Origin of the sequence: Stanieria cyanosphaera PCC 7437, assembly GCF_000317575.1 — a bacterium.
Classification (GTDB): Bacteria; Cyanobacteriota; Cyanobacteriia; order Cyanobacteriales; family Xenococcaceae; genus Stanieria; species Stanieria cyanosphaera.
Genome location: NC_019748.1, coordinates 2192541 through 2219080, shown reverse-complemented (window position 1 = coordinate 2219080; position 26540 = coordinate 2192541). Strand labels below are relative to the sequence as shown.

Below are 26540 nucleotides of genomic sequence, written 5' to 3'. Positions count from 1 at the left end.
TAGTTAGTAAAAACTTTTAACTAAGCTGCTGGTGCATCTAATTTATTAGTTGAGAAAAGACAGAGGGCAGAAGCAGAGGTTGAATATGCAATTTTAAATGAACAAAAGCTTACAACACATGACTAACAACCAATTTTTCCAATTTGAAGCAGACTTTGTTGAATCTTTGCGTTGTATTCCTATGCAAGTCAGGATAAAACTAGATACCTGCGGAGTCAAACTCAAACTCTCTCATTGGCATCAATTCGATCAACAAGAACGTCAAGCATTAGTTTCTTTGCCTTGTTCAACTGAAACAGAAGCTCAAAAATATCGCGAATTTTTACAAAATCTAGTTCAAGAAAAAAGTGGCGCACCAGCAGGGGAATTACCCCTCGATCCTCATCCTGCTTGGTTAGATCAAACTTCAATTCCTCAAGATTTGCAAACAAAACTAGCAGAATCTAATTTAAACATAACTATTGAACAATGGTCTAAACTCACTCCTGTACAACGTTTTGCTTTGATTAAATTGAGTCGTCCCAGTCATGAAAATAAAAACTTTTTACCAGCATTGAAAGAATTTCAATTAATCTAAATTGGTAACTGGTGTAGTAGAGAAGTAACAGGTTACGTCTCTACTAATAACTGATAATTAATAAGCTCCACAATTTAAAGTTAGATTTTGACTATCCTTGGGAATACTAAAATTTACAACTAATATTGCCTAAATCTTAGTACATCAAAGCTAATTTTAAATGTGACATAAATGCAACATATTCTTGACCAAAATCAACCTTTTTCTATACAAGACATCGATAGTTTCATTTGTCTTTTAGAGTCGCATAAACTTGAGCAGCAAAAAGCTTTGACAAAAATAATTACCAGGATTCAAGAATCTCTGGAGTTAGAAAATTTAATTCAAGTTACGGTAACAGAGGTTAGACAATTACTCCAAGTTGATCGAGTAGCAGTGTTTCGATTTGAACCTGATGGTATTTGGAATAATGGAAAATTTATAGCAGAAGATGTTGACCCGCAATGGAACTCTCTTTTGGAACAACAAGTCCAAGGTCAATGTTTTGTAGAGCAGTATGCCATTAATGATCAGAATAGAAAAATACAAGCGATCGCAGATGTTGACAATTCTAATCTCAAAGAATGCTATCTTAACCTACTCAACCAATTTCAAATTCGTGCTAATTTAGTTGTGCCTTTGCTGCAATGTAAATCGTTGTGGGGTTTATTATGTCTTCATCAGTGTAGTGGCATTCGAGCTTGGACAGACTCTGAAATTGAATTTGTTCAACAAATTGCCGAACATTTAGAAATTGCCATACAACACAATAAAATGTTGATGCAAGCCAAATGGCAAGCAAAGCAGCAAAAAACGCAGACAAGGGTGATTGCTCACCTTCGAGAATCTCTCAATTTAGATGAAATTTTTAAGGCTACCGTAACAGAGGTTAGGCAATTATTGGATGTTGATCGAGTGGCGGTGTTTCGCTTTCAACCCGAGAGTGACTGGAATGATGGTGAATTCATCGCCGAAGACGTAGATCGGCAATGGAATTCAGTGTTAGCTAAATCGTTAAAACTTACCAGTTTTGGACAACAGGAGATTATTGATTTCCAAAGAGGCAAAATTCAAGCTGTGACAGATGTTAATCATACTCAATCAAAAGATTGTCACCTTGAGAACTTACAGCAGTTACAAATTCGAGCTAATTTGATTGTACCCTTGCTTCAAGGTAAATTGTTATGGGGTTTACTCTGTATTCATCAGTGTAGTGGCATTCGAGCTTGGACAGAGCCTGAAATTGAATTTGTTCAACAGATTGCCCAACAGTTGGAAGTGGCTCTACAACAATCAGATTATATAGAGCAAATGAAACTTCAATCCGCTCAACTGGCGAATGCAGAAAAACAAAAATGGGTCGCCGAACGCCAACAAATCATTGTCACTACGATTAATAAAATATGTCAATCTCTAGATCTTAAAATCATTTTTCAGACCGCAACTGAGGAAGTTCGACAATTATTTAAAGCCGACAGAGTGGCTATTTATCGCTTTAACTCTGACTGGAGCGGTAACTTTGTCGCAGAATCGATGACAGAAGGTTGGACACCATTAGTAGGAACTTTGCCTAAAATCCGTGATACTCATTTGCAAGAAACTCAAGGTGGTAGGTATGCTCACAATGAAACTTTTGCCGTCGATGATATTTATCAAGTAGGTCATGCTCAATGTCACCTGGAGTTATTGAAACAATTTGAAGCCAAAGCTTACGCGATCGCTCCGATCTTTCAAGGCGAAAAGCTTTGGGGATTATTAGCTGCCTATCAAAACTCTTCTCCTCGTCATTGGGAAGAAGATGAAATTTCTTTGCTACGTCAGATTGGTTGGCAACTTGGTGTTGCTCTTCAACAAGCGGAATATCTTCAACGAGTACAAGAAAAAGCTAGTGAACGTCAGAGAGCTTTAGCAACTACTATTGAGAAAATTCGTCGTTCTCTAGATATCGATACCATCTTTAAAACCACAACTCAAGAAGTCCGTCAACTTCTACAAGTAGAACGGGTAGCTATTTACCGCTTTCACTCTGACTGGAGTGGTGAGTTTGTTGCCGACTCAATCGCTGATGATTGGACATCATTGACTCAAGCGCAAATTCAAGAAAATCGTTTAATTCCAGAAAGTAAAAACGATCAATATCCTCGTAACGAAACCTTTGTACCAATCTTGCAAGGAGAAAAACTTTGGGGACTGCTCATGGCCTATCAGGCTTTCCAGCCACGTTATTGGCAACAAGAAGAAGTCAATCTACTAGCCCAAGTAGGCGTACAGTTAGGCATTGCACTTCAACAAGCAGAACTATTACAGCAAACTCAGCAACAAGCACAAGAATTAGCCTTAGCCCTCAAGAATTTACAACAATCCCAAATCCAACTTATTCAAGGCGAGAAGTTGGCTGGTTTAGGACAGTTAATTGCTGGAATTGCTCATGAAATTAATACTCCTTTGGGTACGATTAAAACAGCAGTGGGAAATATGACTAGAGGCATCAATGAAGCTTTGGAACAACTGCCTTATTTTTGCCAATGGCTTAATTCTAATGAACAATGTCAGTTTTTTGCTTTAATTGAGCAAGCAATTAAACAACCAACTTTAGTAACTGGTCGTCAAAAACGAACCCTCAAACAATCAATGGTGAAACGGTTGGAGTTATACCAACTCAAAGATCCTGTTTGGGTTGCTGATCGATTGATTGATATAAATATTTATGGTGATGAGATTGAACCTTTTATATCCCTACTCAAACAAGATAATAGTGAGTTTATTTTACAACTTGCTTATAATCTAGCTCGTTTACCCAATAACAGTCGTGCGATCAAAACGGCCGTAGAAAGAGTTACGAAAATAGTAGCTGCACTCAAAAACTATGCCCGTTACGACAATAGTAATCAACAGTATCAAGTTCAGATCATCGAAGGCTTAGAAAATGCTTTAGAACTCTTTCACAATAAGCTTAAACAAAATATTGAAGTTATTCGCGATTATCAACCCATTCCTCCTATTTGGTGTTTTCCTGATGAATTAATTCAAGTTTGGACAAATTTAATTCACAATGCTATTCAAGCTATCAAAAAACAAGGAATTTTAACCATTTCCACTTTTGAAGAAGCCAATGGCATCAAAGTCCGAATTACTGACTCTGGAACTGGCATTGCACCAGAAATTCAAGCCAAAATTTTCGATCCCTTTTTTACAACTAAACCTATTGGCGAAGGAAATGGTCTTGGTTTATACATTTGCAAAAAAATTATTGATAAGCATCAAGGACAAATTGAAATTGACACTCAACCAGGACAAACGATATTTACAGTGTGGTTACCGTTTCAGATTACTGAATAATGCAGAGTTAATTTACTGCGCTTTTCAGTTGAATAAACTACAAGGTTAATTAGATTAATCTGGTCTATCCAATTGAAAACTGCTGTAAATATTAGTATTTATTTCTAAAACTTTGGAGAAATTTTATCATGTCTCATTCTGCTATTCTCTGTGTAGATGATGAAGTTGCAATACTAGAAACACTTAAAGAACAACTTGTTCGTTGCTTTGGGAAATGCTATTGCTATGAAATTGCAGAAAGTGTTGAAGAAGCATGGGAAATAATTGAACTATTACAAGAAGAAGGAACACAAATTGTAGTGATTGTCTCAGATTGGTTGATGCCTGGGATTAAAGGTGATGAGTTTTTGATCCAAGTTCATCAACGTTTTCCTCAACTTGTAAGTATTTTGTTGACTGGACAAGCCGATCAAAATGCGATCGCTCGTGCCAAACAAGAGGCTAATCTATATGCTTGTCTGTATAAACCTTGGACAGAAGAAGAATTATTAACAGTAATTCTATCAGGGTTAGGTTTAGAAAAAAGTTAGTTACCAAAATAATTTTGATTATTGAGCTTGAGCCTATCAATTTTTTGTTAATAAAAAGATTTTTATAATGAAATTACTATTAGTTGAAGATGACATTAATTTAGCTGAAGTTTTAGCAGAAGCTTTAAAACATTATGGATATGCTATTGATATTGTTGATGATGGAGAATTAGCTTGGGAACAAGCAATTAGTGAAGACTATAGTACTATTCTTATGGATGTTGAGCTACCTAAATTAGATGGGATTAGCTTATGCCAACGTCTTCGTTCTCATGGCTCTACAGTACCAATCTTAATGATGACGGGTCGCGATGCCAATACAGATAAAGTAATTGGATTAGATGCTGGTGCAGATGACTATATAGTCAAACCAGTCGATTTATTAGAATTAATGGCAAGAATTCGAGCTTTAATGAGGCGTGGAACTGTTTGTGCCGAATCTAACTTGGTTTGGAATAATTTAGTCTTAGAACCCAGTAGTCATGAAGTCACCTATAATGGTCAAGTTTTAGAACTTACTCCGAAAGAATTTTCTCTGCTTGAACTTTTTCTACGTAGTGGTAAACGAGTCTTAAGTCGTCAAGCCATTATTAATAATATTTGGGCTAGCGAAGAACCTCCAAGCCAAGAAGCCGTTAAAGCTCATATTAAGTATTTACGTCAAAAGCTAAAAATGGCAGGCGCACCCCAAGATATTATTGAAACAATTCGAGGTGTCGGCTACCGCCTCAAATCCAAAGATTGACGTTCTCTCGTCGCGCTTGGCGATAGATTTTCCTTTCATCAGCTTAATTTGCGTGATTGATACCCCTTGCTTCAGATCTGGGGATGGGTTTACTATGCGCCTAATACAGCGTTGCTTAAATTCATGAAGTACAACTAATACCTGCCTTCTGCCCTCTGCCTCAAAACGACTAACTTTGTACCTCACCAATATGAGAACTGCTATATTACATAAATTGAAAAGTTAAAAAATTCCCGATTTTATCCCGATTCTCTACCTACTGTTTTCACTTAACCCGTTTATTTTAGAGATATAAACCGATCTGAAGTCATGATTGCACAAACAATTCCTTTTCTATCTAAAATCAATGCTAAAACAAATCTCGTTATCGAGATCGAAGCACAAACGAAATAATAGATTGGGGAATTAAATTAACAATAGTTAAAAGATGTGTAGATTTACGACGTGAACCCAAGCCGAGGGACTGTTCACATCAAAGTATAAATATTTTTCTTTAAAGCTTATATAAATTAATTTGTTAACAATCTTTTTGAAGAGGTCAAATTATGATTCGCTCAGCAATTTTTCCCTCAACTTCTATGAGATTAAACTTCAAAGAATTACAACAAAGATACGAATCAGGACAAAGAAATTTTGAACAAGTTACTTTGACAGGTGTTAATTTAAAAGGCGCAGACCTTCGATATATTAATCTAAAAGGCGCAGATTTAAGCAATGCAGATTTAAGTGAGGCTATTCTCTATGGAGCTAATCTTGAGAATACCAACTTAAATTGTATTAAGCTCAATGAAGCTAAATTACAAGGAGCATTTTTAGCTCACGCAACCATTGTTTGTGGTCATTTAAGTAATGCCAACTTACGGGATGCCGATTTACGTCATGCTAGTTTAGACGCTACAACCCTCAAAGGAACTATTTTAGAAGGTGCTGATTTAAGAGGGACTTATCTAGTAGGTGCCGATTTAGAACCAACAAACCTAAGCAAAGTATACTTTGACCATAATACTCATTTACCAGACAATTGTAATTTTATTAACCAAGAAACATTATTAGAAGCAAAAATTTCTGTAGAAGATTTACTTCAAAAATTTAATTATCTCACTCAGTATGGCAGTCGTTATTTAGGACCAATGATGACTGCTAAAAATTGGCAATCTTCTCGTCCAGAATCTCCTTGCTTAAATCGATTCATAGTTAATGCGTCTGGACAAATTACATTTTCTGGAGTTGCGGGAATGAATGTTAAAAATTCACAACGACATTTTGCTCAACAATGGATGATTAATTTTATTAACCATTGTTCTAATATATTTCGAGAGTTTCCTTATCTGATTGACCACGAAAAAATCATTTTTTAATCAATCAAAACAGAAAGAATTTAAATACATCTAAAATTTATTTTTACAACATTGATTTAATTATGGGACACACAACTAATTTATTTAATCAAATCAAAGAAATTCAAGCACAAAAATTTACAGGTAAAGTTAAAGTAAATAATTTAAAAAATATCACTTGGACTTTTTATTGTTGTCAAGGTAGATTAGTTTGGGCTGTTGGTGGTTATTCTCCAGATAAATCTTGGAAAAGACATTTAGCTAAATACTGTTCTGAAGTCAATTTTAATGAAGTTGCTTCACTTACTTTAGAATCTTTTGATAGTCAAAGCTATAATTTCTTGACAGTTTTGTATCAAAAGAAAATAGTAAAAAAAGAACAATTGCTTTTGTTAATTGAAAATCAAATTCAAGAAAATTTATTTGATATATTATTGATTGAAAATAATAATTTATTACAATACAATATTGAATCGGAATCTCTTAGTTCTTTTTTAAAGTTTGATTTTAAGATTCCTTTAACGCTGGTAAATGCTGAATCTATCTATCAACAAAGTTATCAAATTTGGTTACAATGGATGCAAAAAGGTCTTCAATCTTGTTCACCTAATTTCACACCAATAATTAAAAAGCAAGAAGAATTGCAAAGTTTAGTTCCAAATTTAATTTATGAACGTTTTGTTCAATTAATCAATGGAAAAAATACCTTGCGCGATCTCGCCTTTAAAATGAATAAAGATGTTGTAGAACTGACCTATTCTCTTAAATCTTATATTGACCAAGGACTAATTGAATTAGTTGACATTCCTGATGTAATCTTGCCATCAACTTCCAAGCAAAGTATTTGTCAAACCAACCAAATCGATCAATCATCTATTGCAAAACCACAACCAACAAAGCAACCATTAGTTGTTTGCATTGATGATAGTCCCCAGGTGCTACAGATTATGGAGCAGATTTTAACTACAGCAGGCTATCAATTTATGGGTATTCAAGATCCTATTCACACTGTTTCTAAATTAGTTCCTTGTCAACCCGGTCTGATTTTTTTGGATATTGGAATGCCTATGATCAATGGTTACGAAGTTTGTAGTCAATTACAACGAGTTTCTAAGCTAAAAAATGTACCTGTAGTCATGTTAACAGGCAATAACGGGATTATAGATAGAATGAGAGCAAAAATGGTCGGTGCTTCCAGTTTTGTTACTAAACCAATTGAAAGTGAAAAAATTTTAGCCACAGTAAGAGATTTGCTATCAGAAAATATTTCTGAAAAATCCTCTCAAGTATCTAATCACAATCTTACCAATCTAAGCGCGATCGCGTTTAACTAGACATCTATATATAATAACGTTGCAGTTAATTACAAAATTTGAATATGCCTTACCTAGTCAAACTTAGGACTTTAGAAATGTTAGGATCGCCACAGAAAAGAGAAAGTGAAAAAATAAAGGACAAAAAACTGAATGGAAGAATTCGATCAGTCGATATCTTTCGATGGAAGAGATATTAGACTTAAAGTAGGCTTGCTCGCGCCACAAGCAGGCGGTTCTGTTTTAATTCAATCAGGAGATACAGCAGTATTAGTTACGGCGACGAGAGCAGAAGGAAGAGAAGGGATTGATTTTTTACCTCTGATCGTTGATTACGAAGAAAGGTTGTATGCAGCCGGTCGTATTCCCGGTGGATTTTTAAGAAGAGAAGGAAAACCTCCAGAAAGAGCGATTCTGACGAGTAGATTAATTGATCGCCCTTTACGTCCTCTTTTTCCTGGTTGGTTGCGAGATGATATTCAAATCGTTGCTACTACTCTATCGATGGATCACGAAGTACCTCCTGATATTTTGGCAGTAACAGGTGCTTCGGTGGCTGTTTTATTGGCGCAGATACCTTTTTATGGTCCAATGGCAGCCGTGAGAGTTGGTTTAGTGGGTGATGATTTTATTATCAATCCTACTTATCAAGAAATTGAACAGGGAGATTTAGATTTAGTTGTAGCTGGTAGTCCCGACGGTGTAGTGATGGTTGAAGCCGGGGCAAATCAATTACCAGAACAAGATATTATTGAAGCGATTGATTTCGGTTACGAAGCGGTACAAGAATTAATTCAAGCTCAAAGACAATTAATTCAACAGTTGGGTATTGAAATGCCCACGATTGAACCACCTGTCGTAGATGAAACCTTGACGAATTTTATTAGCGATCGCGCATCCGAAGCCATCAAACAAGTCCTCTCTCAATACGATTTCGATAAAAATGCTCGTGACGCAGCTTTAGATGAGATCAAAAAAACTAAAATTGAAGCAGTAATCGCTGAACTGCCAGAAGAAGAGCCGATCAAAATTGCGACTAGTGAAAATCCTAAGGCGATCGCGAATGAATTTAAGGCAGTCACGAAAAAATTGATGCGGGCGCAAATTATCGAACAAGGTGTTCGAGTTGACGGACGTACATTAGACCAAGTTAGACCCATTTCTTGTCGAGTAGGACTACTACCCCAACGTGTTCACGGTAGCGGTTTGTTTAGAAGAGGATTAACTCAGGTTTTGTCAATTGCTACGTTGGGAACTTCAGGTGATGCTCAAGATTTAGCTGATGATCTTCATCCCGAAGACGAAAAACGCTATCTGCATCATTACAACTTTCCACCTTTTTCTGTCGGGGAAACGAAGCCAATGCGTTCTCCTGGACGTAGAGAAATTGGTCACGGTGCTTTAGCAGAACGTGCTATTGTACCAGTTTTACCACCCCAAGAAGAATTTCCTTATGTAGTTAGAGTTGTCTCGGAAGTCTTATCTTCCAACGGTTCGACTTCGATGGGTTCGGTTTGTGGTTCTACTCTGGCTTTAATGGATGCAGGAGTACCAATTACTAAACCCGTTAGTGGTGCAGCAATGGGCTTAATCAAAGAAAACGACGAAGTTAGAATTCTCACCGATATTCAAGGGATTGAAGATTTCTTAGGAGATATGGACTTTAAAGTTGCAGGTACAGATACAGGCATTACTGCGCTGCAAATGGATATGAAAATTACAGGCTTATCAATGGATGTAGTAGCTAAAGCTATCCAACAAGCCAAACCTGCCAGAATGCATATCCTGGAAGAAATGCTTAAAGCGATCACCCAACCTCGTTCAGAGTTGTCTCCTTATGCACCGAGGTTGCTGACTATTAAAATCGATCCTGAATTAATTGGTTTAGTGATCGGTCCTGCGGGTAAAACAATTAAAGGAATTACCGAACAAACAGGAGCAAAAATTGACATCGAAGATGACGGAACAGTGGTTATTGCAGCCGTTGAAGCCGAAAAAGCTGAACGAGCCAGAAGTATTATCTCTGGTATGACTCGTAAATTAAATGAAGGGGATGTCTATGTTGGCAAAGTTACCCGAATCATTGACATTGGAGCTTTTGTAGAAATCTTACCTGGTAAAGAAGGGATGATTCATATTTCTCAATTAGCTGAAGGTAGAGTAGGCAAAGTTGAAGATGAAGTTGCTGTGGGAGATGAAATCGTAGTTAAAGTTAGAGGCTTTGATAATAAAGGTCGTCTTAATTTGACTCGATTGGGTATTCATCCCGAAGAAGCAGCAGCAGCAAGAGCAACAGTTGCTGTTAAATAACTGATTAAGTAAGGGCGAACGGCTGTTCGCTCCTACGTTAAATAATTTATAAATTGAAATTGTTAACCTTGAGCAAATTAAGTAATAATGGTTACTTTGCCAGTATCCAAATCATAACGACCTCCGAGAATTTTTAATTTGTTTGATTCAGTGCGATCGCGTAAAATTGGAGAGGTTTTTAAATTCTCGATCTGGTCTTGGACATTAGCAATGATTGCATTGTCTACCAAATTTCCAGGTTGTTGTTTTACTCTTTCTACTGAGGGTTTAATTGCTTTAACAAAACTGTCAATCTGACTATTTGCTAGAGATTCATTTTTGACCGCAGCAGTTACCGCACCACATCGTTCATGCCCTAGTACCATCAGTAAAGGGGTTTCTAACAAAGCTACGGCATATTCAATACTTCCTAAAACTTCGGGAGTAGCAATATTACCGGCAACCCGAACATCAAAAAGATCTCCGATACCTTGATCGAACAGCATTTCTGGCAAAACTCGCGAATCAGCACAACTGAGAATAGTTGCAAAGGGATGTTGAGCTTGAGAAACTTCTTGTAGACGAGTTGAAGCCTGATGAGGTCTTCTCATCAAATGATTAACAAATCGCTGATTCCCCTCGATTAACTTTTGTAAAGCTTGATCAGGAGTAGGCTGTAGAGTATCAGCTTGAGCTTGTTCTACATCCCATACGAGATCGCTAGCACTAACTAACAAACCTAGAGCAGTTACCGTTCCTAGTTGCAAAAATTTACGGCGGTCGCTAAAGTTACTTTCTTGTTTCATAGAGCTTGTCATAAAGATGCGACACATTTAACAGAGCGAATTTCCATTACATCGGAGACATAGCAAGTGCCTCCAAATTTATTGAGTAGAGGTCGAATGTTTTCCACTACCGATTTAAGTTGGTCTGGCATACAAAAAGCAATCACATAGACATTATCCAGCATGGTCATATCTAAATCTTCTGCTCCGTCTCGCAATCCTTTACCTGCCACATTGCGAATTACCGCATGACCATGTACGCCAGATTTATCCAAACTATCTAAAATTTTGGCGAGTTCAAATGAATTAGCAATTATTTCAATTTTTTTAACTAAATGCATGATCTTAACTCCAAAAGAGATTGATTCCGTACAGATAAATAGGAATTCCTACAATAATATTGAACGGAAAAGTCACAGCTAACGCAGTAGACACATACAGACTAGGATTAGCTTCTGGAACAGTTAAACGCATGGCAGCAGGTACAGCAATGTAAGAGGCACTAGCACAAAGTACGGAGAATAAAAGAGCATCTCCTTTCGGCATTTCGATAAACCAAGCGATTACTAGTCCAATTACTGCATTGACTATGGGGATCAGTATGGCAAAAGAAATCAGGAAAATTCCAGTTTTTTGTAAGTCCTTAATCCTTCTAGCAGCAACCAGTCCCATATCCAATAAAAAGAAAGTCAAAACGCCATAAAACATTCCCTGGGTAAAGGGTTCTAGTACTTGCCAACCATGTTCTCCCGTTAAAAATCCAATGATTAGGCTACCAACTAAGAGAAAAACAGAACTATTCAAAAAGGCATCTCGTAAAACTTCTGACCAAACAAAGTCACGCTCGCTTTGCTTTCCTGCCTCTGAAGCAAATAGATTAACCAAAATTAAGCCAACGATAATTGCGGGAGATTCCATTAGAGCAAGGGCTGCTACCATATATCCATCATAGTCAATTCCTAATTCACTTAAGAAAGCACTAGCGGTAATAAAAGTAACAGCACTAATTGAACCATAAGTAGCTGCGATCGCAGCAGAGTCGTAAGTATCTAGCTTGAACTTGAGAATAAAAAAGGTATAAATCGGTACAACACAAGCCATTAACATTGCTGCTGCTAGAGTCAAAATTACTTCTTGGGTAATACCACTTTTAATTAGTTCTACTCCTCCTTTAAATCCAATCGCAAACAACAAGTAAAGGGAAAATAGTTTGGGAATTGGAGGAGGAATTTCTAAATCGGATTTAACTAAAACCGCAGTCATTCCTAAAAAGAAAAATAAAACTGGCGGATTGAGGATATTAGATACGATCAGACTAGTATCCATGTCCGTTCCTCCTCACCACAACTATATAAATAACGAAATTTTGTTCTATCATCTAAGGTATAAGTATTCAACATTAAGAAAAAAATTGAATTTTTGGTGCTTCCTTTCACTAAATTTATTATTTTGTAGCTACCAACAACCAATTTGTTAAGAAAATTAGCTAAATCTCAATTTTGATGGTATTTTTTTTTCTTAACTGCTCTTTTAAGCACAAAAAGTTCTGATCTTTTGCCCTGAACAACATCGGCTTACTTAATATAGACAAGGCAGAAGGCAGGAAAAAATTTTAAATATCTAAATAATTATGTAATGGTACTTATCATGATACAATACATAGTTCTCTAAATCCCTCAAAACCTTGGTCTGATAATAAACGAGCAAATATTTATAAAATCGTTGTTTGAATGACAAAGTTAAAAAACTGGTAAGAAAAATCTCCAGTGAGAAATTTGAAAAGTACTTACACACAAAGGTTTTATGTCTTCAAAAACACTCTTCGATAAAGTTTGGGACTTACATACAGTTGGTACACTCCCCTCAGGTCAAACTCAACTATTGATTGGCTTACATTTAATTCATGAAGTTACTAGTCCTCAAGCTTTTGCCATGCTGCGAGAAAGAGGCTTAAAAGTATTATTTCCAGAACGTACCGTAGCGACAGTAGATCATATTGTACCGACTGAAAATCAAGCACGTCCTTTTGCTGACGATTTAGCAGAAGAAATGATGCAAGCATTAGAACACAATACCAAAAATTTTGGGATCAGATTTTATAATGTTGGTTCTGGTAATCAAGGCATCGTTCATGTCATTGCACCCGAACAAGGTTTAACTCAACCAGGCATGACAGTTGCTTGTGGTGACTCCCACACTTCTACTCATGGTGCTTTTGGAGCGATCGCTTTTGGGATTGGTACGTCCCAAGTTAGGGATGTTTTAGCTTCTCAAACTCTAGCTTTATCTAAACTCAAAGTCCGTAAAATTGAGGTTAACGGCGAATTACCCCCAGGAATCTATGCCAAAGATGTCATTCTTCATATCATCCGTAAACTAGGAGTTAACGGCGGTGTTGGTTACGCCTACGAGTATGCAGGAAGTACCTTTACTGCCATGAATATGGAAGAGAGGATGACTGTTTGTAATATGTCAATTGAAGGTGGTGCGCGCTGCGGTTATATCAATCCCGATCAAGTTACGTTTGATTATCTCAAAGGTAAAGATTTTGCCCCAAAAGGCAAAGACTGGGAAAAGGCGGTGGCGTGGTGGCAAAGTATTTGTAGTGACGAAGATGCTGTTTATGATGATGTCGTTACTTTTGATGCTGCTGAGATCGAACCTACTGTAACTTGGGGAATTACTCCTGGACAAGGGATTGGTATTAGTGAAACTGTTCCCACCCCCGAAAGTTTAGCCGATAGTGAAAAAGCGATCGCATCAGAAGCGTATCAATATATGCAACTGACTCCAGGCAAATCTATTAAAGGTACAAAAATAGATGTCTGTTTTATCGGTAGTTGCACTAATGGTAGAATCAGCGATCTCAGAGAAGCTGCTAAATTTGCCAAAGGACATCATGTCGCAGCAGGAGTAAAAGCTTTTGTAGTTCCTGGTTCAGAACGAGTCAAACAACAAGCAGAAGCAGAAGGATTAGATCAAATCTTTACCGAAGCTGGTTTTGAATGGCGTGAACCTGGTTGTTCGATGTGCTTGGCAATGAATCCCGATAAACTTCAAGGGGATCAAATTAGTGCTTCTTCTTCTAATCGTAACTTTAAAGGTCGTCAAGGTTCAGCTACTGGTAGAACTTTGTTAATGAGTCCAGCAATGGTAGTTGCTGCTGCCGTCACAGGAGAGGTAACGGATGTCAGGAAATTAGAACAAGTTAGCTAATCAAAGACAAATAAACTTTTAGAGCAATTTAAATGGGGGAAATTGACCATTGGGTTAACTATAACAGTTCTAACCTCTCGTTTTCTAAATCTTAGTTGCTCTTACCTGAGAAACAGGATATTATTTTTACAAAATTTTTCGATCTCAATCGCGCTAAAATCCTAACCTAGCCTTATAAATAAATCTAGAGTAAAAAATTACTGCAATAAGGAGATAATAAATTGAAAAAAATCGAAGCAATTATTCGTCCTTTTAAATTAGATGAAGTGAAAATCGCTTTAGTCAATGCAGGGGTTGTTGGTATGACAGTCTCTGAAGTGCGAGGTTTTGGTAGACAAAAAGGACAAACTGAAAGATACCGTGGTTCAGAATATACTGTCGAATTTCTTCAAAAACTCAAAATTGAAATAGTAGTCGAAGATAACCAAGTAGATATGGTGGTAGATAAAATTATCGCTGCTGCTAGAACAGGTGAAATTGGTGATGGTAAGATTTTTGTCCATCCCGTCGACGAAGTTATTCGTATTCGTACAGGAGAAAGAAATCTCGAAGCGGTTTAGTGATTAGTTATAGTGAACTACGTCATTTTCAATTAAGTTTATTAATTACAGGCAACTCAATCAAAATAAGCTGATCGATGTAGTTCATCAAAGTGACCATAATCAGTGGGGATGAGAAGTTATGTTTCAATCTCATCTCCAAATTTTTAAAGTTCAATTCATTTGGGCTTAATTCTCAAACAAATTAAACAATTGGTAATTTAATAGTTTTTGTTTTACTCAACTACAATTTTCCATTCATGTAGTTCGTATTTGACGCAATTATTTTTAATTAGAGGATCATTCGCCACTATTTCTTTTGCCTCTTCTAAAGATGAAGCTTCAAAAATTAACATTCCTCCACCAAATTCTGCCCAATATCCAGTACGAGCTTTATGTCCTTTAATAATTAAATTACGAACGTATTCTTTATGATCAGGGACGTATCGATCAAAAGTTTTTTTATCAACAATTCCTTGTTCTATTTTGACAAATGTAGGCATTTTTCAGTTATTAGTAGGAGGCAAAGCACTGCCTTGCCCGTACAACAGTTATCAGTAGAAACGTTCCATGGAACGTCTGTACAAGCATGGCGTAGTCTGTACAGTTATTTAATTTTAGTTAAGCTATTTTAGCTGATAATTATTAAAAAAAAAGTATTTTCAACTAATAAAATAATTAGAGTTTGATCAAAGTAAAAATTAACATTAATTGTTAACAATATTGACGGTTTTAGCTGCTTTGTTTGCTTTGGTTCTCGCTTCTGCTACAGTTTTTCCTTTGGCTAAAGCTACTCCCATGCGACGATAGGGACGAGAATCTGGTTTCCCAAATAATCTAATCTCTGCATCTGGAGTTGCTAAAGCTTCGGCAACGTTAACAAAACTAATTTGATCTGAATATTCACTAGCTAAAATTACTGCACTGGCAGCAGGAGAATATACTTCGATTTTGGGAATTGGTAAGCCTAAAATTGCTCGCAAATGTAACTCAAATTCATTGAGATTTTGGGAAATTAAAGTTACCATTCCTGTATCATGAGGACGAGGAGAAAGTTCAGAAAAAATTACTTCGTCTTTAGTAATAAAAAACTCGACACCAAAAATTCCTGCACCACCTAAAGCATCAGTAACTTTAGTCGCAATTGCTTCTGCTTGTTTGATTTTTGCTTCAGAGATTTCCGCAGTTTGCCAAGATTCTTGATAATCTCCTCTTGCTTGACGATGACCAATTGGTGGACAAAAAATTGTTGGTGCATCCCATTGTTTAATAGTAAGTAAAGTAATTTCAATTTCAAAATCAATAAATTCTTCAATAATTATTTTTTGGGTATCGCCTCTTGCACCTTCAATCGCATAATGCCAAGCTGGTTCGATTTCATCGGCAGAAGCTACCACAGATTGACCTTTTCCTGAAGAAGACATCACGGGTTTAATTACATTAGGAAAACCAATTTCTGCTGCAACTTTGCTCAATTCTTCTAGAGAAGAAGCATAGGCGTATTTAGCAGTTCTAATTCCTAATTGATGATGAGCTAAGTCGCGAATGCGATCGCGATTCATGGTATAATTAGTTGCTGCTGCTGTGGGGATTACAGTCAAGCCTCGTTGTTCAAATTCAAGTAATTTTTCTGTCCGAATTGCTTCAATTTCAGGAACAATAAAATCTGGTTGATATTGTTGCACCACTCTTTCTAGATCATCTTCATTTAACATCGAAATTACTTCAGAGCGATCAGCAACTTGCATGGCAGGTGCATTAGCATAACGATCTACTGCTACCACAAAATTACCTAATCTTTGGGCTGCAATTACAAATTCTTTACCTAGTTCTCCTGAACCAAGTAACATAATTTTTTGTGGTAATTTAAGATTTTTTTTCATTTCGCTTCCGATGCACCTACAACAATCCGAGGTGATATTGTAAGGCAAATTCAGAAGCAGAAAAATAAAAATATTTATTATTTATTAAAGCATTTTTTGGAAAAGTGCGATCGCGATGCTGCAAAATTGATAATATTTAGTTAAGTCAATTATATTTTTAGATTGCTTGAGCAAACTTTTTGATTACCCGAGCTTTGCACCAAAATACAAGCTTTCACGCCTTAAAGTTACTAGTTGAGAAAAGGCAGAAGCTTGAAAACAATATGCAGTTTTCTATGCAAATCAGTTTAATTAAAGTATTCTCCTCAATTCAAGCTCAAAGTGTAATTTAATGGGATTTCACTAGCTGGCGTTGTTCACAGCGATTCATTTGAGAAAGCATCTGCTTGATCCGAGAGTCTTCTTGTCCTAATTGATAGACCATGCAAATTACTTGACGTTGGCATTTTGTACAAAGCATAATTCATTAGTCCTTGCTCACTATACCTCTAATTTATACTTGACACAAAACGAAATTTGTTACTGATAATCTTTTTAATTATTTAATCTACTGAATGAGTTTGCCTTTGTTGCTTGAATGCACTAGAAAGTATGTTATTCTAGTAGTTGACCCGGACTCATGCGGTTGTAACGCCCAAACCTTGTCAGAACCGGAAGGTAGCAGCAATACGGGATGCTTATGACAGGCTTGAAATTCGGGTCTTTGAGTATCTGTAGATTAAAAAATCTCTACTTTTTCTTATTTAATCCTCAGTTTTCTCATCTAACCATTATTGATTTTTCAGCTATTGCTCATTTCTTTGTCAGTATAGTCAACGATTCTAATCTAATAATTACAAAGAAATCAGAATTTTTATTTAATGTTCAAACTAAAAAATGTCAAAGCAGGGATTGCTTCAGGAAAATTAGCACATGAAATGATTGATGCTCAAAGTTTAAGTAGATAGACAAGATTAATTACATAAATTGAGAAGTCCAACTACTTATCTTAATCATGTGCAATGAGAATGAGCTAATTTCGACAAACATTAAGAGCTAACGGGAGCAGTCAACAACTGCTCCTATTTTTAAGTTAATTTAGCCGATTTTGAGCAATTCTACGTCAAAAATGAGGGTAGCATTAGGAGGAATTACTCCACCTGCGCCTCGCGCACCATAACCTAAGTCAGGAGGAATGATTAAAGTACGTTGTTCACCAACTTTCATATTACCAACTCCTTCATCCCAACCTTGAATGACTTGTCCTACACCAATTTTAAAAGAAAAAGGACGATTGCGATCGCGAGAACTATCAAATTTAGTTCCGTCTTCTAATGTTCCTGTATAATGAACTGTTACTGTCTGACCTGGTTGTGGTGTTGCACCATTTCCTTCTTTAACGACGACGTACTGTAGTCCCGAAGGAGTGCTAACAGCATTGGACAAATCCATAGTTTTATTTTCCTGTTTTGATTTAATATTTTCAGCAATTAATTGAGATGAAGTGGTAGTCGGTTGGTTTAATTCAGATGCAATTGCGTTTGATTGATTGCCACTACCAACTAGAGAAGAGACAATTAAAACTAAAGCACAGATGAATATTATTCCAACACTAACAATAATTTGATTATTCAATTTTTTGACCACCTTTGTCATCGCCTAAATTTTATCCAGGGATATTGTACACAGTTCTTAGTAACCAATAGCAAGTCGTTGGTTAACTGTTAATTTAATTAATCTTTACTTTTGGCGTTCAAAAATTTTTTGTTTGTAATTAATTAAACTTTGTTGTTGGTTCTTTGTAGGATTATAATCTGCTTACCTACCACTGGATTACGGGCAATTAACTTACCATTAGTATCTATTATTTCTAATTTTTTGAAGTCTAACTGTTGAGATTTTTGCAAAATTTCGCTAGCGAATTTATCTTGTTCTGATTGATTGAGATTATACCAGCGATCGCTTAATTTAACAAGTAAATTATTTTGTAACAAATTAGCTTCGATAGATAGAATTAAATCATCAAAATATTGATTAGTAATTTCTGATAATTTAGATTGAATAGCTGCAACTAAATTTTGTTCTGGAGTTAATGGGAATGGTTGAGGTTGAACTAAATTTTCTGGTGGTAATTGAGGTTGTTTTAATTGTTCTGTTGCTGAGGTTTCAATGTCAGGAATAGTTTCTGTTTCGACTGGCACTTCGGGTAAAGTAACAATTTTTGGAGGAATTTCAGTGCTAGGTTTAGTTATTTCTGGTTGAGATGATTTTTCTGTTTCAGGAATAATTACTATGGGTTTTTCTGTTTCTGTTTCTGATGTATCAATAATTTCTGGAGTATTTGTTGTAACTGTTATCGGTTGAGAAGGGATAGTTACTTCAGGGATAACCACTGTTGATTTTGCTTCTGTTTCTGATGTATCAATAATTTCTGGAGTATTTGTTGTAACTGTTATCGGTTGAGAAGGGATAGTTACTTCAGGGATAACTACTGTTGATTTTGCTTCTGTTTCTGATGTATCAATAATTTCTGGAGTATTTGTTGTAACTGTTATCGGTTGAGAAGGGATAGTTACTTCAGGGATAACTACTGTCGATTTTGCTTCTGTTTCTGAAATAATTTCCTCGGAGGGAGTTATTTCTATTTTTGTAGGGATTTCTAATTCTTCAACTGTAGTAGAACTTTCTTCTTCTATTGTAATTGGTTTAACTGCCACTTTTGTTTCAGTTGATTGATGAGATAACCAAAATACTGAAGCAGAAATAATTAAGATTATTGTAGTAGCAACAATTCCTATTCCGACTAAATTAGAACGAATTTTATTTAACCAATTATTGGATAATTGATCTTGTTTAATTACCTTTTTTGTTGATTTTACTTGAGCAGATTTTGGTTTGACTACTTTTGGAGTAGTTGAGGAAACTGTAACTGTTTTTAGTTCTTCAGTATTATCTAAATTATTTACTGTAGTTGCTAATGTTTCAGTTAGCTCTACCAAATTGTTAATAGAAGCTGACGGTAAATTATTAGTAGTTGATATTACTTTTAAGTGTTCGACAATTCTTTCTAGTTTCAGAATACTTTCTGTCAGTAATTTAATTGTCTCTGGTTGAGAAATATCGTTTTCTGAAGAGGTTTGATTACTATCGATTGATTTATCTGAATAATCTTCTGAGGTCATAGCACTTAAGTCCTACTGTAAACAAGATTTTTAGCATATAGTTTTTCAGTTCAGAAAATGCGATCGCGGATATTAATAAATTGTTACTTGGCTTGGTTGTCTAGAACCAATTTTTTTAACGTTTTTATTCTTCATCAATAATACTATCGCGGTTCAATAATAAAAGATTACGCAATTGATTAGTATCTAATTCTGTTAACCAGTTTTCCCCTGCATCTACGGTTTGTTCAGCAAGTTCTTTTTTACTTTCAATAATGTCATTAATTTTCTCTTCTAATGTTCCCGTAGAAATAAATTTATGTACTTGAACATTTCGTTTTTGACCAATCCTAAAAGCACGATCTGTAGCTTGATTTTCTACCGCAGGATTCCACCATCTATCTACATGAAAAACGTGATTTGCTCTAGTTAAATTTAATCCTGTACCTCCAGCTTTAAGAGATAAAATAAAGATTTGTGGCCCATTAGGATCATTTTGAAAACGGTCGATCATTTCTTGTCTTTGTTGACGACGAGTAGCACCATAAAGGAATAAAACTTCTCCTTTTAATTTGGTTTCCAAGTAAGGTTTTAATAATTTACCCCACTCAGAAAATTGAGTAAAAATCAAAGCGCGATCTCCTTCAGTCATTAGTTCTTCTAACATTTCTTCTAAACGCAATAATTTACCCGAACGATTACCAAATTGATGAATATTTTTAGTCGGATTAATTGAAGTATTTTTAGCCGTTAATAATTCTGGATGATTACACAATTGTTTTAATCTTAATAGTAGAGTTAAAATTAATCCTCTGCGTTTAATTCCTTCTGAAGATTCAATTTGTACTAAAGATTCTTCTGCTATTTGTTGATAAAGTTGTGCCTGTTCACTAGATAAACCACAGAAAACATTCATTTCTTGTTTTTCTGGTAAATCTTGAATAATTTCTTTGTCAGTTTTGAGACGACGTAAGATAAAAGGTTGAACTAAAGAACGCAAAATTTTTAAAGAATCTCTGTCACCATATTTTTCAATCGGAATAGCAAACCTTTTTTGAAAAAATGCCCTTGTTCCTAAAAAACTTGGATTGAGAAAATCTAAAATTGACCATAATTCTGACAAGCGATTTTCTACAGGAGTTCCTGTTAAAGCGATCCTAAACTTGGCTGGTAATTGTCTTACTGCCTGAGATTGTTTAGCTGAGGAATTTTTAATATTTTGAGCTTCGTCTAAAACTATTCCTTCCCATTCTATATTTTTAAGAGTTTCTAAATCACGATGAACTAACGAATAGCTAGTAATTACTAAATGTTTGTTGTTAACTTCTTTAGCAAAGGTTTTACCTTTACTGCGATGATCACCATGATGAATTAAAGTAGATAAAGTAGGTGCAAATTTTTTAACTTCTCTTTCCCAATTATTTAAAACTGAAGTAGGACAAATTACTAAAATAGGTTTCTTTAAATCATAGTTTTCTTTTAGATGAAGAACAAACCCAATTAGTTGCGGTGTTTTTCCTAATCCCATGTCGTCTGCAAGACAAGCACCTAAACCCCACTTTTCTAAAAAGGCTAACCAACCAACTCCTCTAGCTTGATAAGGACGTAATTCACCAATAAATCCTGGAATATTAGTAATCGGTTCGACGGATTTGTTATCAGTTAAATTATTAATTAACTCTTCTAAAACACCTGTTGCTTTAAAACTAACTACTGGTAATTTGGCTAAAGTTTTGGTGTCTCCTGTAGACAAACGTAGTGCATCTTCTACAGATAAATTCATTGCTTCATTAGCCTGATTTAAGACAGCTTGTGCTGCTTTAACATCGGCAGGTTGTAATGCTAACCACTGTCCATTGATTTCTACAACAGGAGATTTTTGAGCTAATAATTTTTCAAATTCTTGTTTAGAAACTGTTTGATTCCCAACAGAAATTTCTAACTTATATTTAAGCAAACTTTGTAAATTTAAACGTTCACCTTTTTTCTGGGCAACTTCAGCAGTAATTTGAACACCTAATCTTTGTTCATTCTCACCAGGAGTTAAACCAGGAGGTAAAATTACTCCCAAACCATTGTCTTGTAATTGCCAAGCAATTGAGCGTAAAAATTCATAAACTTGAATTGGATTTAAGTTACATTGTTGAGGAGTACTTGTTTGTAAACTATCAGCAATTGGTTGATAAATTCTACTAGCTAATCCTAATCCTTTAAGAAAAATTTCTTGAGGTCTGGGAATAGTTCTGCCTTGATAAGATAAAATTTCAGCATCGTGTTGCCAAATTATCTCGGCATCAATAATAAAGTTTGCATTATCTAATGCTTGAAGAAAATATTTTAATTGCCAGTCATTTTGTTCTTCATCTTTGCTATTTTGGCTGGGTGGTTGAAGAGTAAAACAAGCGTGATATTGATTTTGTCCAAGATTGTTATTTTCTGAAGTTACTAAATATTCTTGAATTGGTAATGTCCAATTATATAGAGCATTTTCGAGACGATTAAGATTTTTTTGTTCAGTATCTAAGGTAGAGTTTAATTCAGAAAGTGAAAGTAAATAAGGTTGAATATTTAAATTTTTAGATGCACTAACATTATAATCAATCCAATTACGTAAGTTAGCATCAAGGATACTACTTAAAAAGTTTAATAATAATTCTTGGGCAGTTAAATTTTCTTGCTCAACTTGATAATTAAGACAAGCAGAAGGCATTAATTGAATAAATTTAGCCAACCTGGCTTGGTCAATAATACTATCTAATAAAGGTTGCCAATTGCCTTGAATTTTTTCTTTATTTTTGGAATTAATACCTGGTAAAAACTTTCCCCTGACAATTAGATCGAGAATCCAACGATATATCTGTGACCAAAAATTCAATTCTCCTCCTAAAAAATTATTAGTTTGATTAAGAGGTAATGACTGTAAAAATTTAATAGTTTCTGTTTCGGTCAGATAAAATCCTTCAACTTGCCAAGAAGATAATTCTAAAATTGTTTCAGTTGAGATATTTTTAGAAAATATTGGTTGAATAGTCTGATTTTTAAAATCAATAACACTTGGAATAGCTATTTGTTGAGTAAGCCATCTATTATTTAAGTTAATTTCTTTATTTAAAATTTTATCTAGATTAAAATGATTATTATTTAGTAAATTTACTAGTTGTTCTGCTGGTAAACAAAAAGGGTTAACTAAATTTTTATCTTGAGTAGTAAATTCTACATTAACTAAAGAACGCCAAGCTTCTCCCCAAACAAAAAAATAATTTTGCTCTGACTGTAAAATCCAACTACCATGAAGAATCGACATTAGCTATAACCTAAATATTACGAACAAAAATAAATTAAATTTTAATTATTAAATAGAGTAAGTTTGCAGCTTAATTAATAAAAAAATTACTCATTGTTATTTAAAATAATTAAGCAACTCCAAATTACGAAACTAAACCTTAAATAAAATCCAGAATCGTTTTTCTCTTACTTCATATTGAACAAGAGTAAGATTAGATGTTTCCTTTACTGGGTCTACTGTATTGAATGAAGTTTAGTTAATTAACAGTTTCCAAGTAGCAAGGAATACAAATACCTAATCAACATTTTATAACTAATTAACTTCTCTATCCTAGAAAAGCTTAATCAATCACAATCTGAAATTGGAAATATTTTAAAACAAGCCCTGAAACAATGGGCAAATACCTTGGGGCGCACGGAATTTGAAGTCTCTGGAGAGATTCCCCTCTGCTCTCATTTTGGAAACACACTCTAGTAAGGTAACTCTAAGAAAGAGAAAACCTAAAAAGTGATTTTTAGAATCCCCTCGCCGTGATAGCAGGGGAGAACGTCAACTTCAGAGCAATAAACTTTTCAGGCTTAAACGTATCTAATCGACTTAAAATTTACACAATAGAAACAAAAATCAAGTAAAGATAAATGACAGCATTGGAAATTGCTACCGCTAACGTACAAATTGTCAATGGCGATTTAAAAATTCATGCTTATTTAGCTAATCCCACTGAAACAGAGACAAAATATCCAGGGATAGTGGTAATACAAGAAATTTTTGGCGTTAACTCCCATATTCGAGACATTACTGAAAGATTAGCCAAATCTGGCTATGTTGCGATCGCACCTGCCATTTATCAGCGTCAAGCACCTGGTTTTGAAGTAGGTTATAGCGACGAAGATATGCAAATCGGTAGAAAATATAAAGAACAAACCACAGCACAAGAATTAATCAGTGATATTCAAGCAACCATTGATTATCTTTATGCTTTGCCCCAAGTGAAACCAGAAGGAGTAGGAACGATTGGTTTTTGTTTTGGCGGACACGTAGCTTATTTAGTTGCTACCCTAGAAGATATTAAAGCAACAGCATCTTTCTATGGTGCAGGAATTACAAACTCTTGCCCTGGCGGTGGTGAACCAACTATTACTCGAACCAAAGATATTAAAGGAACAATCTATACTTTCTTTGGCACAGAAGATCCGTTAATCCCCAACGAACAAGTAGATGAAATAGAAGCCCAATTGAACCAAAACCAAATTCCTCATCAAGTTTTTCGTTATGAAGGCGCAACTCACGGTTTTGTATGCGATCAGCGTAGTAGTTATAATCCTAAAGCTGCCCAATCTGCGTGGCAGAAAGTGCTAGACTTGTTTAGCCAAATTCTTAAATAAAAGATAATTTATCACATCAGATCAAAAAATATTGCCATGAGCGATTCAATCTCCACTAAACAATCCTTTTCGATGGATGATTTTGCTAAAGCTTTAGAACAATACGATTATGAATTTAGCAAAGGAAAAGTAATTAAAGGAACAGTCGTTCAATACGAGTCGGAAGGGGCTTATGTAGATATTGGTGGCAAATCTCCAGCTTTTGTTCCTACCAGAGAAGCTGCCCTAGGAACAATTGACAACTTAGCCGAAGTTTTACCCCTCAATCAAGAATTAGAATTTTTGATTATCAGAGAACAAAATGATGAAGGGCAAGTTACTCTATCTCGCCGTCAACTGCAACTTCAAGCTGCTTGGGATAATGTAGCGGAAATTGCCGAAAGCGGTAAATCAGTCCAGGTTAGGATTACTGGAGTCAATAAAGGAGGAGTAACAGGAGAAATCGAAGGATTAAGAGGATTTATCCCGAGATCGCACCTAGAACAAAGAGATAATCTGGATAGTTTAGTAGGGCAACTGCTAACCGCTACTTTTTTAGAAGTCAATCCCGACGACAAAAAACTAGTACTTTCTCAACGTGGTGCAATTCAAGCCAAAGCAATGGCTAAAGTTGAACAAGGAACTTTGGTGGAAGGTAAAATCGTCAGCCTTAAACCCTATGGAGTCTTTGTCGATCTTGATGGTGCAACTGGTTTACTTCATATCAAAGAAGTCAGCAACACTCATATTAATTCTTTAACTACAATCTTTAAAATTGGTCAAATCATCAAAGTTGTCATTGCCGAAGTAGACGAATACAAAAACCGATTATCTCTTTCTATTAAAGTTTTAGAAGAGTATCCAGGAGAAATCGTCGAAAATTTAGACCAAGTTATGGCAACTGCGGAGGAACGCTGGCAGAAAGCTAAAGAACAATCCCAAGAGTAGGAGATAGGGAGACAGGCAGAAAAGGAGACGAGCGCAGCGAAGCCCTGAACGCAGTGAAGGGTCTGGGGAAACCTAGTATGATTATTAATCAAATCACCTCTGCACCCTTGCTCCTCTGCATCCAAATTCTAATAATATTTCCCTTCTGTTTCAGGACTATCTAATTTGGGTAAGCCCATACTATAATTACGCACGCGACTGCCCAAATTATAAGAAATTTCGCCTTTTTGCAGTAAAGAACGAATAAAATGCTCTAAATCAGAACCAATTAAACGAAGATTATATTCACTCAAATCTTGACCACTATTAGCTTCAACAAGGTCATCAAACTTGCGATAAACCTTCTGTAAAGCATCCTCTTCCCAGTTAAATTCATTATCGGGATCGATATCGAGAGTCAAAACGCTATCACTAGCAACTAATTCGTTATTTTGTAATTCGGCAGCGTAGATCCGAACGTGGCGGGTAGTAGATTTAACGAGCATAGTTATTTTAAAAGAAAAAAATTGAACTAACTAGGCTGGGTAATTACCCAACCCATATATATATTGAACTTTAAACTATTTGTAAGCCTTAATGCACTGTTCTACCAAGGGTTTAACTTGGTCTACATCCTGCCAACCAAGAATTTGGGTGACTTTTTTCTCTAAATTTTTATAAGTTTTGAAAAATTCGGCAATTTCATCCAAACGATGAGGTGCAACATCTTTAAGAGAATTAACGTTACGATAACGAGGATCTGCATCGGGAACGCAGAGAATCTTTTCATCGCGATCGCCACCATCAATCATTTCTAACATACCAATGGGTCGAGCAGCAATAACACATCCAGGGAAAGTTGCTTGATCCATCAATACCATTCCATCTAAAGGATCGCCATCATCTGCTAAGGTATTAGGCACAAAACCATAATCATAAGGATATTGTACAGAGGAAAACAGAACGCGGTCTAAAGCAAAAGCGTTCATATCCTTATCAAATTCATATTTATTTTTACTACCGGCTGGAATTTCAATTAAAACATTAATTAAACCAGGCTTTGGTTGAGCAGGAATACGAGCTAAATCCACGCAGTCTCTCCGAATGCTAACTACTGATTGATAATAGGAGTAATTTCCAAAAGATGATGACTGAATTATTTAATCATCATGAAGCATTCTACCTGAAGAGATGCTTACTAACCAAACTTTACATTAGATTTTATTGAAATTGTTGAGGCTGAGATGTTGAATCAATCTTAGTTAAAATCCATCTCAGCTTGGCTCTTTCT

Annotated in this window: 22 protein-coding genes and 1 other RNA gene; 12 read left to right on the top strand and 11 right to left on the bottom strand. The window is 35.5% G+C overall.

The genetic code is table 11. The features are described from left to right. Window positions 1-97: 97 nt before the first annotated feature. From STA7437_RS09645 to STA7437_RS09615, 7 genes are all read left to right on the top strand, one after another. Window positions 98-577: a nitrate reductase associated protein gene (locus STA7437_RS09645; RefSeq protein WP_245562098.1), complete on the top strand. Its 480-nt coding sequence runs from the start codon at window positions 98-100 to the stop codon at window positions 575-577. 171 nt (window positions 578-748) lie between these two features. Next, a complete protein-coding gene (locus STA7437_RS09640; protein WP_015193198.1) occupies window positions 749-3895 on the top strand; it encodes a GAF domain-containing protein in 3147 nt (1048 codons plus the stop codon). A gap of 128 nt (window positions 3896-4023) precedes the next feature. Further along, on the top strand, window positions 4024-4425 hold the full coding sequence (locus tag STA7437_RS09635) for a response regulator (protein ID WP_015193197.1): 402 nt from the start codon (window positions 4024-4026) through the stop codon (window positions 4423-4425). A 67-nt stretch (window positions 4426-4492) separates the two neighbouring features. Then, window positions 4493-5170, top strand: coding sequence for a response regulator transcription factor (locus tag STA7437_RS09630; RefSeq protein WP_015193196.1), 678 nt, complete (start codon window positions 4493-4495; stop codon window positions 5168-5170). A 545-nt stretch (window positions 5171-5715) separates the two neighbouring features. Then, window positions 5716-6528 carry a pentapeptide repeat-containing protein gene (locus STA7437_RS09625; protein ID WP_015193195.1) on the top strand — a complete coding sequence of 271 codons (813 nt, stop codon included), beginning with the start codon at window positions 5716-5718 and terminating at the stop codon, window positions 6526-6528. Window positions 6529-6590: 62 nt separating this feature from the next. Next, window positions 6591-7841, top strand: coding sequence for a response regulator (locus tag STA7437_RS09620; protein ID WP_015193194.1), 1251 nt, complete (start codon window positions 6591-6593; stop codon window positions 7839-7841). Window positions 7842-7973: 132 nt separating this feature from the next. Continuing rightward, window positions 7974-10130 carry a polyribonucleotide nucleotidyltransferase gene (locus tag STA7437_RS09615; protein WP_015193193.1) on the top strand — a complete coding sequence of 719 codons (2157 nt, stop codon included), beginning with the start codon at window positions 7974-7976 and terminating at the stop codon, window positions 10128-10130. 77 nt (window positions 10131-10207) lie between these two features. Here STA7437_RS09615 and STA7437_RS09610 read toward each other — a convergent pair whose 3' ends face one another. From STA7437_RS09610 to STA7437_RS09600, 3 genes are read right to left on the bottom strand one after another with little or no spacing between them, the layout of a single operon-like run. Next, on the bottom strand, window positions 10208-10927 hold the full coding sequence (locus STA7437_RS09610) for a carbonic anhydrase (RefSeq protein WP_015193192.1): 720 nt from the start codon (window positions 10925-10927) through the stop codon (window positions 10208-10210). Beyond that, the gene (locus tag STA7437_RS09605) at window positions 10924-11235 is read right to left on the bottom strand and encodes a P-II family nitrogen regulator (protein WP_015193191.1); all 312 of its coding nucleotides are present in this window, start codon (window positions 11233-11235) and stop codon (window positions 10924-10926) included. Before STA7437_RS09605 ends, STA7437_RS09610 begins: the two co-directional genes overlap by 4 nt. A 4-nt stretch (window positions 11236-11239) precedes the next feature. Continuing rightward, the gene (locus STA7437_RS09600) at window positions 11240-12220 is read right to left on the bottom strand and encodes a sodium-dependent bicarbonate transport family permease (protein ID WP_015193190.1); all 981 of its coding nucleotides are present in this window, start codon (window positions 12218-12220) and stop codon (window positions 11240-11242) included. Between the two features lie 477 nt (window positions 12221-12697). Between STA7437_RS09600 and leuC the strand changes: the two genes are divergently transcribed. Together leuC and STA7437_RS09590 are read left to right on the top strand one after the other, a co-directional pair. Then, complete coding sequence (gene leuC / locus STA7437_RS09595; RefSeq protein WP_015193189.1) at window positions 12698-14110, top strand: 3-isopropylmalate dehydratase large subunit; 1413 nt, start codon at window positions 12698-12700, stop codon at window positions 14108-14110. Between the two features lie 221 nt (window positions 14111-14331). Next, entirely contained in the window at window positions 14332-14670 is a 339-nt protein-coding gene (locus tag STA7437_RS09590; RefSeq protein ID WP_015193188.1) for a P-II family nitrogen regulator, read from the top strand. Between the two features lie 215 nt (window positions 14671-14885). Here the strand turns inward: STA7437_RS09590 and STA7437_RS09585 are convergent, their stop codons facing one another. From STA7437_RS09585 to STA7437_RS27410, 3 genes are all read right to left on the bottom strand, one after another. Continuing rightward, window positions 14886-15152, bottom strand: coding sequence for a YciI family protein (locus tag STA7437_RS09585; RefSeq protein WP_015193187.1), 267 nt, complete (start codon window positions 15150-15152; stop codon window positions 14886-14888). A gap of 204 nt (window positions 15153-15356) precedes the next feature. After that, window positions 15357-16532 (bottom strand): formate-dependent phosphoribosylglycinamide formyltransferase, encoded by a 1176-nt coding sequence (gene purT / locus STA7437_RS09580; protein WP_015193186.1) that lies wholly within the window; start codon window positions 16530-16532, stop codon window positions 15357-15359. A gap of 328 nt (window positions 16533-16860) precedes the next feature. After that, window positions 16861-16992, bottom strand: coding sequence for a hypothetical protein (locus STA7437_RS27410; protein WP_015193185.1), 132 nt, complete (start codon window positions 16990-16992; stop codon window positions 16861-16863). 148 nt (window positions 16993-17140) lie between these two features. On the opposite strand from STA7437_RS27410, the gene ffs reads away from it, so the two are divergent. Further along, window positions 17141-17237: signal recognition particle sRNA small type (ffs, locus tag STA7437_RS25445), an RNA gene on the top strand. A 372-nt stretch (window positions 17238-17609) separates the two neighbouring features. Here the strand turns inward: ffs and STA7437_RS09575 are convergent. From STA7437_RS09575 to STA7437_RS09565, 3 genes are all read right to left on the bottom strand, one after another. Continuing rightward, a complete protein-coding gene (locus STA7437_RS09575) occupies window positions 17610-18167 on the bottom strand; it encodes an FKBP-type peptidyl-prolyl cis-trans isomerase (RefSeq protein WP_015193184.1) in 558 nt (185 codons plus the stop codon). A gap of 122 nt (window positions 18168-18289) precedes the next feature. Then, a complete protein-coding gene (locus tag STA7437_RS24825) occupies window positions 18290-19693 on the bottom strand; it encodes a hypothetical protein (RefSeq protein WP_015193183.1) in 1404 nt (467 codons plus the stop codon). A 124-nt stretch (window positions 19694-19817) separates the two neighbouring features. Continuing rightward, complete coding sequence (locus tag STA7437_RS09565; protein WP_015193182.1) at window positions 19818-22976, bottom strand: DEAD/DEAH box helicase; 3159 nt, start codon at window positions 22974-22976, stop codon at window positions 19818-19820. 620 nt (window positions 22977-23596) lie between these two features. Between STA7437_RS09565 and STA7437_RS09560 the strand changes: the two genes are divergently transcribed. Beyond that, window positions 23597-24343 carry a dienelactone hydrolase family protein gene (locus STA7437_RS09560; RefSeq protein ID WP_015193181.1) on the top strand — a complete coding sequence of 249 codons (747 nt, stop codon included), beginning with the start codon at window positions 23597-23599 and terminating at the stop codon, window positions 24341-24343. Between the two features lie 36 nt (window positions 24344-24379). After that, window positions 24380-25270, top strand: coding sequence for a S1 RNA-binding domain-containing protein (locus STA7437_RS09555; RefSeq protein WP_015193180.1), 891 nt, complete (start codon window positions 24380-24382; stop codon window positions 25268-25270). Window positions 25271-25398: 128 nt separating this feature from the next. Here the strand turns inward: STA7437_RS09555 and ndhM are convergent, their stop codons facing one another. Further along, on the bottom strand, window positions 25399-25755 hold the full coding sequence (gene ndhM / locus STA7437_RS09550) for an NAD(P)H-quinone oxidoreductase subunit M (RefSeq protein ID WP_015193179.1): 357 nt from the start codon (window positions 25753-25755) through the stop codon (window positions 25399-25401). Window positions 25756-25830: 75 nt separating this feature from the next. Then, a complete protein-coding gene (locus tag STA7437_RS09545; RefSeq protein WP_015193178.1) occupies window positions 25831-26340 on the bottom strand; it encodes an inorganic diphosphatase in 510 nt (169 codons plus the stop codon). Between the last annotated feature and the right edge of the window lie 200 nt (window positions 26341-26540).

What these genes read in the sequence shown, in the direction of transcription:
- STA7437_RS09555 (WP_015193180.1), top strand. Translation starts at nt 24,380, where the DNA reads ATGAGCGATTCAATCTCCACTAAACAATCCTTTTCGATGGATGATTTT.
- purT (WP_015193186.1), bottom strand. Translation starts at nt 16,532, where the DNA reads ATGAAAAAAAATCTTAAATTACCACAAAAAATTATGTTACTTGGTTCA.
- STA7437_RS09645 (WP_245562098.1), top strand. Translation starts at nt 98, where the DNA reads ATGAACAAAAGCTTACAACACATGACTAACAACCAATTTTTCCAATTT.
- STA7437_RS09575 (WP_015193184.1), bottom strand. Translation starts at nt 18,167, where the DNA reads ATGACAAAGGTGGTCAAAAAATTGAATAATCAAATTATTGTTAGTGTT.
- ndhM (WP_015193179.1), bottom strand. Translation starts at nt 25,755, where the DNA reads ATGCTCGTTAAATCTACTACCCGCCACGTTCGGATCTACGCTGCCGAA.
- STA7437_RS09630 (WP_015193196.1), top strand. Translation starts at nt 4,493, where the DNA reads ATGAAATTACTATTAGTTGAAGATGACATTAATTTAGCTGAAGTTTTA.
- STA7437_RS09640 (WP_015193198.1), top strand. Translation starts at nt 749, where the DNA reads ATGCAACATATTCTTGACCAAAATCAACCTTTTTCTATACAAGACATC.
- STA7437_RS27410 (WP_015193185.1), bottom strand. Translation starts at nt 16,992, where the DNA reads ATGCTTTGTACAAAATGCCAACGTCAAGTAATTTGCATGGTCTATCAA.
- STA7437_RS09585 (WP_015193187.1), bottom strand. Translation starts at nt 15,152, where the DNA reads ATGCCTACATTTGTCAAAATAGAACAAGGAATTGTTGATAAAAAAACT.
- STA7437_RS09615 (WP_015193193.1), top strand. Translation starts at nt 7,974, where the DNA reads ATGGAAGAATTCGATCAGTCGATATCTTTCGATGGAAGAGATATTAGA.
- leuC (WP_015193189.1), top strand. Translation starts at nt 12,698, where the DNA reads ATGTCTTCAAAAACACTCTTCGATAAAGTTTGGGACTTACATACAGTT.
- STA7437_RS09610 (WP_015193192.1), bottom strand. Translation starts at nt 10,927, where the DNA reads ATGACAAGCTCTATGAAACAAGAAAGTAACTTTAGCGACCGCCGTAAA.
- STA7437_RS09635 (WP_015193197.1), top strand. Translation starts at nt 4,024, where the DNA reads ATGTCTCATTCTGCTATTCTCTGTGTAGATGATGAAGTTGCAATACTA.
- STA7437_RS09560 (WP_015193181.1), top strand. Translation starts at nt 23,597, where the DNA reads ATGACAGCATTGGAAATTGCTACCGCTAACGTACAAATTGTCAATGGC.
- STA7437_RS09605 (WP_015193191.1), bottom strand. Translation starts at nt 11,235, where the DNA reads ATGCATTTAGTTAAAAAAATTGAAATAATTGCTAATTCATTTGAACTC.
- STA7437_RS24825 (WP_015193183.1), bottom strand. Translation starts at nt 19,693, where the DNA reads ATGACCTCAGAAGATTATTCAGATAAATCAATCGATAGTAATCAAACC.
- STA7437_RS09620 (WP_015193194.1), top strand. Translation starts at nt 6,591, where the DNA reads ATGGGACACACAACTAATTTATTTAATCAAATCAAAGAAATTCAAGCA.
- STA7437_RS09565 (WP_015193182.1), bottom strand. Translation starts at nt 22,976, where the DNA reads ATGTCGATTCTTCATGGTAGTTGGATTTTACAGTCAGAGCAAAATTAT.
- STA7437_RS09600 (WP_015193190.1), bottom strand. Translation starts at nt 12,220, where the DNA reads ATGGATACTAGTCTGATCGTATCTAATATCCTCAATCCGCCAGTTTTA.
- STA7437_RS09625 (WP_015193195.1), top strand. Translation starts at nt 5,716, where the DNA reads ATGATTCGCTCAGCAATTTTTCCCTCAACTTCTATGAGATTAAACTTC.